The sequence below is a fragment of the Prevotella amnii DSM 23384 = JCM 14753 genome (assembly GCF_000378745.1).
GTDB lineage: Bacteria > Bacteroidota > Bacteroidia > Bacteroidales > Bacteroidaceae > Prevotella > Prevotella amnii.
Genome location: NZ_KB905270.1, coordinates 111785 through 117860, shown reverse-complemented (window position 1 = coordinate 117860; position 6076 = coordinate 111785). Strand labels below are relative to the sequence as shown.

At 35.9% G+C, this 6076-nt stretch carries 10 protein-coding genes and 1 pseudogene; 1 reads left to right on the top strand and 10 read right to left on the bottom strand.

Annotated features, from left to right (window positions below; genetic code table 11):
• Positions 1-338: pseudogene (locus F596_RS10785) on the top strand (transposase); the annotation flags it as partial.
• Between the two features lie 140 nt (positions 339-478).
• On the opposite strand, the gene rplQ reads toward F596_RS10785, so the two are convergent.
• The 10 genes from rplQ to rpmD form a co-directional block, all read right to left on the bottom strand.
• A complete protein-coding gene (gene rplQ, locus F596_RS0103605) occupies positions 479-961 on the bottom strand; it encodes a 50S ribosomal protein L17 (RefSeq protein ID WP_008448334.1) in 483 nt (160 codons plus the stop codon).
• A gap of 87 nt (positions 962-1048) precedes the next feature.
• Positions 1049-2047 carry a DNA-directed RNA polymerase subunit alpha gene (locus F596_RS0103600; protein ID WP_008448321.1) on the bottom strand — a complete coding sequence of 333 codons (999 nt, stop codon included), beginning with the start codon at positions 2045-2047 and terminating at the stop codon, positions 1049-1051.
• Positions 2048-2065: 18 nt separating this feature from the next.
• Positions 2066-2671, bottom strand: coding sequence for a 30S ribosomal protein S4 (rpsD, locus tag F596_RS0103595; RefSeq protein ID WP_008448319.1), 606 nt, complete (start codon positions 2669-2671; stop codon positions 2066-2068).
• A gap of 31 nt (positions 2672-2702) precedes the next feature.
• Positions 2703-3092 (bottom strand): 30S ribosomal protein S11, encoded by a 390-nt coding sequence (gene rpsK, locus F596_RS0103590; RefSeq protein ID WP_008448330.1) that lies wholly within the window; start codon positions 3090-3092, stop codon positions 2703-2705.
• Between the two features lie 20 nt (positions 3093-3112).
• A complete protein-coding gene (gene rpsM, locus F596_RS0103585; protein ID WP_008448269.1) occupies positions 3113-3493 on the bottom strand; it encodes a 30S ribosomal protein S13 in 381 nt (126 codons plus the stop codon).
• Between the two features lie 98 nt (positions 3494-3591).
• Positions 3592-3708: a 50S ribosomal protein L36 gene (gene rpmJ / locus F596_RS0103580; protein WP_004352823.1), complete on the bottom strand. Its 117-nt coding sequence runs from the start codon at positions 3706-3708 to the stop codon at positions 3592-3594.
• A gap of 11 nt (positions 3709-3719) precedes the next feature.
• Positions 3720-3938 carry a translation initiation factor IF-1 gene (gene infA, locus F596_RS0103575; protein ID WP_008448263.1) on the bottom strand — a complete coding sequence of 73 codons (219 nt, stop codon included), beginning with the start codon at positions 3936-3938 and terminating at the stop codon, positions 3720-3722.
• Between the two features lie 133 nt (positions 3939-4071).
• The gene (secY, locus tag F596_RS0103570; RefSeq protein WP_008448317.1) at positions 4072-5406 is read right to left on the bottom strand and encodes a preprotein translocase subunit SecY; all 1335 of its coding nucleotides are present in this window, start codon (positions 5404-5406) and stop codon (positions 4072-4074) included.
• Positions 5407-5410: 4 nt separating this feature from the next.
• A complete protein-coding gene (gene rplO / locus F596_RS0103565; protein ID WP_008448332.1) occupies positions 5411-5857 on the bottom strand; it encodes a 50S ribosomal protein L15 in 447 nt (148 codons plus the stop codon).
• 24 nt (positions 5858-5881) lie between these two features.
• A complete protein-coding gene (gene rpmD / locus F596_RS0103560) occupies positions 5882-6058 on the bottom strand; it encodes a 50S ribosomal protein L30 (protein ID WP_008448268.1) in 177 nt (58 codons plus the stop codon).
• Between the last annotated feature and the right edge of the window lie 18 nt (positions 6059-6076).

The following is a 6076-nucleotide window of genomic DNA, read 5'->3' as shown; positions in this document are numbered from 1 at the left end:
ACATTTTGTTACTTTTGTTGATAGATGGGAAAAGAAGTATCCAACCCTTAAGAAATACAAGACAGAAAGAAATATGGCATACTTCACATATATGGACTTCCCAAAAGAAGTGCAAAGGTGTATATATACGACTAACTGGATTAAAAGACTCAACAGAAAGTATAAAAGGACTATCAATATGAGAACATCCATGCCATCAGCACAAGCTGTTATATTTTCTTGGAATCACAATGGCAATGGAAGAAACAAAAAATGCTTATAAAAAGAAAATATACCAGTATAAAAGCTGGAAGAATATAAACGAAAATGGAAATAGAAAGGATAAAAAAGAAGAATAGCTCACACACTTTTAATGACAGTATCGAAGACTCGCAACAGGATTTTAGGACTGACCACAAAAAGTCAAAACTCTACAAAAAAAAAGAGGATATGCATATTTGACATATCCTCTCATAACATGTTTTATAAATGAACTTGATTATTCTGCCTTTGTTTCTTCTGATGTTGCTACATTATCAGAAGTTTCTGACTCAACTTTTTTTGTAGAACGACGACTACGACGAGTCTTCTTAACTTCTGTTTTAAGAGTTTTAGCCATATTCTCATCAAAATCAACAAGCTCTATAAAAGCCATCTCTGCAGCATCTCCTTGACGAGTTCCCAACTTAATAACACGAGTATAACCACCAGGGCGATCACCTACCTTTACAGAAATATTCTTAAATAATTCTGTCACTGCCTCCTTATTCTGTAAATAGCGGAAGACTACACGACGCGAATTAGTTGTATCTTCTTTAGAACGTGTTATTAATGGCTCTACAAATTTCTTTAGAGCCTTAGCTTTTGCTAAAGTCGTAGTGATTCTTTTGTGCTCGATCAATGCAATTGCAAGATTTGATAACAATGCTGCACGATGAGGAGCAGTACGACCTAAATGATTAAATTTTTTATTATGTCTCATTTTTAATTCTCATTATGAACAAACTATAAGAACTGACTTCTATTTTACTTTTATAATAAATATAATCGAAAAATTAAAGGAAGCATCTTATTCTTTATCCAATTTATATTTTGTAATATCAGTTCCAAACGATAGATTCAGACCTTCGAGCAAATCATCAAGCTCTGAAAGCGATTTCTTACCAAAATTACGGAACTTTAAAAGATCTGTCTTATTATATTGAACCAAATCGCCTAATGTTTCAACATCAGCTGCTTTTAAACAATTAAGCGCACGAACACTTAAATTCAATGTTGCATCTGTAAGCTTTGTCTTCAATAACTGACGCATATGCAAAACTTCTTCATCAAATTCTTGATTATTCTCTTGATCAGGAGATTCTAACGTAATCTTCTCATCTGAAAACAACATAAAGTGATGTATAAGAGTTTTAGCTGCTTCCTTTAAAGCTTCTTTTGGAGGAATGGAACCATCCGTAGTAACTTCAATGATCAGTTTATCATAATCCGTCTTCTGTTCTACACGATACGGTTCTACAGAGTATTTTACATTACGTATAGGAGTGTATATTGAATCGATTGGGAGTACATTAACATCTGTGCAAAACTCACGATTTTCATCTGCAGGAACATAACCTCGCCCTTTATTGATGGTAAGATCAATTTGCATAGATGCCTTTGAGTCTAAATGACAAATCACCAAATCAGGGTTTAACACTTCAAATCCAGTCAGATAATTGCTGATATCACCTGCTTTAAACTCCGTGGAATTCTCTACAGTTATACTAACTTTCTCATTCTCGAATTCTTCTACTACTTGCCTGAATCTAACCTGTTTTAGATTCAATATGATGTTGGTAACATCTTCCTTTACACCTGGTACAGAAGAAAATTCATGCTCAACACCAGCTATACGAATGGTATTTATTGCAAAACCTTCTAGAGATGAAAGGAGGATGCGACGTAAAGCGTTACCTATAGTAACACCAAAGCCAGGCTCTAAAGGACGAAATTCGAATTTTCCGAAAGTCTCATTTGCCTCCAGCATCACAACTTTGTCAGGTTTTTGAAATGCTAATATCGCCATTAATTGAATGATTTTTAATTATTTAGAGTACAACTCAACGATCAACTGCTCTTTAATATTCTCTGGAATATCTGCACGGTCTGGTCTGTGAAGAAACTTACCAGCCTTTGCATTTTCATCCCACTCCAGCCAAGGATACTTACTATGGTTAAATCCTGCTAAAGCTGCTTCAATAACCTCAAGGGATTTAGCTTTCTCACGTACACCAACGACATCACCTGTCTTAACACAGTAAGAAGCAATATTCACAACATTACCATTAACTGTAATATGCTTATGCCCTACTAACTGACGTGCAGCTGCTCTTGTAGGAGCAATACCAAGACGGAAAACAACATTATCAAGACGTGATTCTAAACTCTGAAGAAGAACTTCACCAGTAATACCTTCAGATTTAGCAGCCTTCTCAAATAGATTGCGGAACTGACGTTCTAAAACGCCATAAGTATATTTTGCTTTTTGCTTTTCTGCTAGCTGAGCACCGTATTCTGAAACCTTACGACGACGGTTATTACCATGTTGCCCAGGAGGAAAATTTCTCTTAGACAATACCTTATCTGCGCCGAAAATTGGCTCACCAAAACGGCGTGCTATTCTAGATTTTGGACCTATATATCTTGCCATATTTTTTTCTTTAAACTTTTATAAGATGTTATTATACACGACGACGCTTTGGTGGACGACAACCATTATGTGGTAAAGGGGTTACATCTACTATTTCTGTAACTATAATACCCGCAGCATTTACTGCTCGGATTGCACTCTCACGACCATTACCTGGACCTTTAACAAACGCTTTAACCTTACGTAAACCTAAGTCAAAAGCTGCTTTTGCACAATCCTCTGCTGCCATTTGAGCTGCATAAGGAGTATTCTTCTTAGAACCACGGAATCCCATCTTGCCTGCAGAAGACCAAGAAATAATCTGACCTTCATTATTTGCCAAAGATACTATAATATTATTAAAAGAGCTATGCACATGAAGCTGTCCCATAGCATCTACTCTTACACTTCTTTTCTTAGATGTTGCTGTTTTTTTTGCCATAATTAATTTCCTCCTTAAAATTACTTAGTAGCCTTCTTCTTGTTAGCAACAGTCTTCTTTTTACCCTTACGAGTACGAGCATTATTTTTTGTACTCTGACCGCGAACAGGAAGACCGTTACGATGCCTAACACCACGATAGCAACCAATATCCATTAGGCGCTTTATATTCATTTGGATCTCTGAACGAAGATCACCTTCTACTTTGAATTCAGCACCGATAATCTCACGGATCTTAGCTGCTTGTTCATCAGACCACTCACTTACTTTAAGGTCTCGGCTGATACCAGCTTTATCCAATATCTTTGCTGAACTACTTCGACCTATACCATAAATGTAGGTCAATGCGATTTCGCCACGCTTATTTTGGGGCAAATCTACTCCAACAATTCTTATTGCCATTGTTAAATAATTAATTAATTTAAATGTCTATTTACGATAAAAATCATGCAAAGGTAAGTATTATTTAGCACAATAACATACCTTTACATATTTTTAACTTAACCCTGACGCATCTTAAACTTAGGGTTTTTCTTGTTAATAACGAACAAGCGACCTTTACGACGAACTATCTTGCAGTCGGCTGTACGCTTTTTTAATGATGCTCTTGTCTTCATATCTTTGATATTTATTTGTATCTGAAAACAATTCTACCCTTTGTTAAATCATAAGGACTCATTTCTACCTTAATCTTATCACCGGGTAAAATCTTAATGTAATGCATTCTCATCTTTCCAGAGATATGAGCAATGATTTCTACACCATTCTCTAACTCTACACGAAACATTGCGTTGGAAAGTGCTTCTAGGATTATACCATCCTGTTCTATTGCAGTTTGCTTTGCCATATATAATAATAACTCTTTTTTTCTTTTCTAATTTGACATATAATAAATTTAACTCATACAGACAAATAAATGACTAGCACTAATTTAATATTTATATTATATCTTTTTAGAATCTATTTTTAAGACAAAGAATTTAATAGGCTGATACACCATTACGTGTATGACCAGAATTTAATAGACCATCATAATGACGCATCATCAAATGAGATTCTATCTGCTGTAAAGTATCAATAACAACTCCAACAAGAATCAATAATGATGTTCCGCCAAAAAATTGTCCAAAAGCATCCTGAACATTAAGTAACCCTGCAAAAGCTGGCATAACAGCAATAAAGGCTATAAATAAGGATCCTGGAAAAGTAATACGAGACATTATAGTCTCTATATAATCTGCAGTTTCCTTGCCTGGACGAACTCCTGGTATAAAACCATTATTACGTTTCATGTCCTCTGCCATTTGGGTTGGATTTAATGTAATTGCTGTATAAAAATAAGTAAATGCAATAATCAGAATAACATAAACAATATTATATGGCAGGCTCTTAGTGTTCATCATCGCCTGAAGTACAGAACTAGAACTATCAGTCGAATATTGTACTACTGCTAAAGGAATAAACATCAATGCTTGAGCAAAGATGATAGGCATTACATTTGCAGCAAACAATTTTAAAGGTATGTACTGACGTGCACCACCATATTGCTTATTTCCTACAACCTTCTTTGCGTATTGCACAGGAACTTGTCTTGTTCCTTGAACTAAAAGAATCGCAGCACATACTACAAGATATAGAACAATTATCTCTACGATAAACATAACGAATCCACCACCAGTTATAGCCTCAAAACGGCTTGTTAGCTCTTGAAAAAACGCTTGCGGTAGACGTGCTATGATACCCAACATAATGATTAAAGAAACACCATTGCCCACACCTTTATCTGTAATACGCTCACCTAACCAAAGAATAAACATTGAACCAGCTGCTAAAATAATAGTAGCTGGTATTGCAAATGCCGTCCAAGAAATACCAGAAGCAACTGCTCCTGCTGCTTGTGCTCTCAGGTTAGTTAGATACATAGGTGCCTGAAACAGTAAAATAAATACTGTTAAGGCACGTGTATACCAATTTATTTTCTTTGTTCCACTTTCGCCCTCACGCTGTAACTTTTGAAAATAAGGAACAGCAACGGCAAGAAGCTGCATAACGATAGAAGCTGAGATATAAGGCATTATTCCTAATGCGAATATAGACGCATGGGAAAATGCACCACCTGAGAACATGTCCAAAAGCGACATTAAGCCACCTGCAGTCTGCGACTGTAATTTTTGCAATAATGCTGGATTAATACCAGGAAGAACCACAAATGATCCAAAACGGTAAATTGCTGCGAACAAAATGGTGATAAGAAGACGCTGACGCAAATCTTCCACCTTCCAACAGTTCTTCAGTGTCTCAATAAACTTCTTCATCTACTTAGATTATAGTTGTATTACCACCTACTGCCTTGATAGCCTCTTCAGCAGTTTTAGAGAACGCATTAGCTTCAACTTCTAGTTTAGCCTTTAACTCACCTGTACCAAGTATCTTTACGAGATCTTTGTTACGAACTAAGCCTGCAGCTTTAAGATCTACTAAACTAATCTTTGTCAAATTAGACTTTTCTGCTAAACTCTGAAGAGTAGAAAGATTTACAGGTACATATTCCTTATGGTTAATATTTTTAAAACCACCTTTTGGAACACGACGCTGTAATGGCATCTGCCCACCTTCAAAGCCTATCTTTCTCTTATAACCAGAACGAGCTTTAGCTCCTTTATGCCCACGAGTAGAAGTGCCTCCTAATCCAGAACCTGTACCACGACCAAGACGCCGACGTGTGTGTGTAGAGCCTGCTGCTGGTGTTAAATTATTTAATTTCATACTAATTTAATCGTTAAAAAATAATTAATCAACTACTGATACCAAATGATGAACCTTTGCAATCATTCCACGTGCACTTGGTGTATCTTCTATTTCTATAACTTGTGAAATTTTGCGGAGACCTAAAGCTAGCAATGTGGCTTTTTGATCTTTAGGAGCACCTATTCGACTCTTAATTTGCTTTACCTTAATTGTTGCCATTATTAAAAATCTCCTTTA

Bases quoted from the DNA above. Each gene is read 5' to 3' on its own strand.
- rplQ (WP_008448334.1), bottom strand. From the start codon at position 961: ATGAGACATAATAAAAAATTTAATCATTTAGGTCGTACTGCTCCTCAT.
- F596_RS0103600 (WP_008448321.1), bottom strand. From the start codon at position 2,047: ATGGCGATATTAGCATTTCAAAAACCTGACAAAGTTGTGATGCTGGAG.
- rpsD (WP_008448319.1), bottom strand. From the start codon at position 2,671: ATGGCAAGATATATAGGTCCAAAATCTAGAATAGCACGCCGTTTTGGT.
- rpsK (WP_008448330.1), bottom strand. From the start codon at position 3,092: ATGGCAAAAAAAACAGCAACATCTAAGAAAAGAAGTGTAAGAGTAGAT.
- rpsM (WP_008448269.1), bottom strand. From the start codon at position 3,493: ATGGCAATAAGAATTGTTGGAGTAGATTTGCCCCAAAATAAGCGTGGC.
- rpmJ (WP_004352823.1), bottom strand. From the start codon at position 3,708: ATGAAGACAAGAGCATCATTAAAAAAGCGTACAGCCGACTGCAAGATA.
- infA (WP_008448263.1), bottom strand. From the start codon at position 3,938: ATGGCAAAGCAAACTGCAATAGAACAGGATGGTATAATCCTAGAAGCA.
- secY (WP_008448317.1), bottom strand. From the start codon at position 5,406: ATGAAGAAGTTTATTGAGACACTGAAGAACTGTTGGAAGGTGGAAGAT.
- rplO (WP_008448332.1), bottom strand. From the start codon at position 5,857: ATGAAATTAAATAATTTAACACCAGCAGCAGGCTCTACACACACACGT.
- rpmD (WP_008448268.1), bottom strand. From the start codon at position 6,058: ATGGCAACAATTAAGGTAAAGCAAATTAAGAGTCGAATAGGTGCTCCT.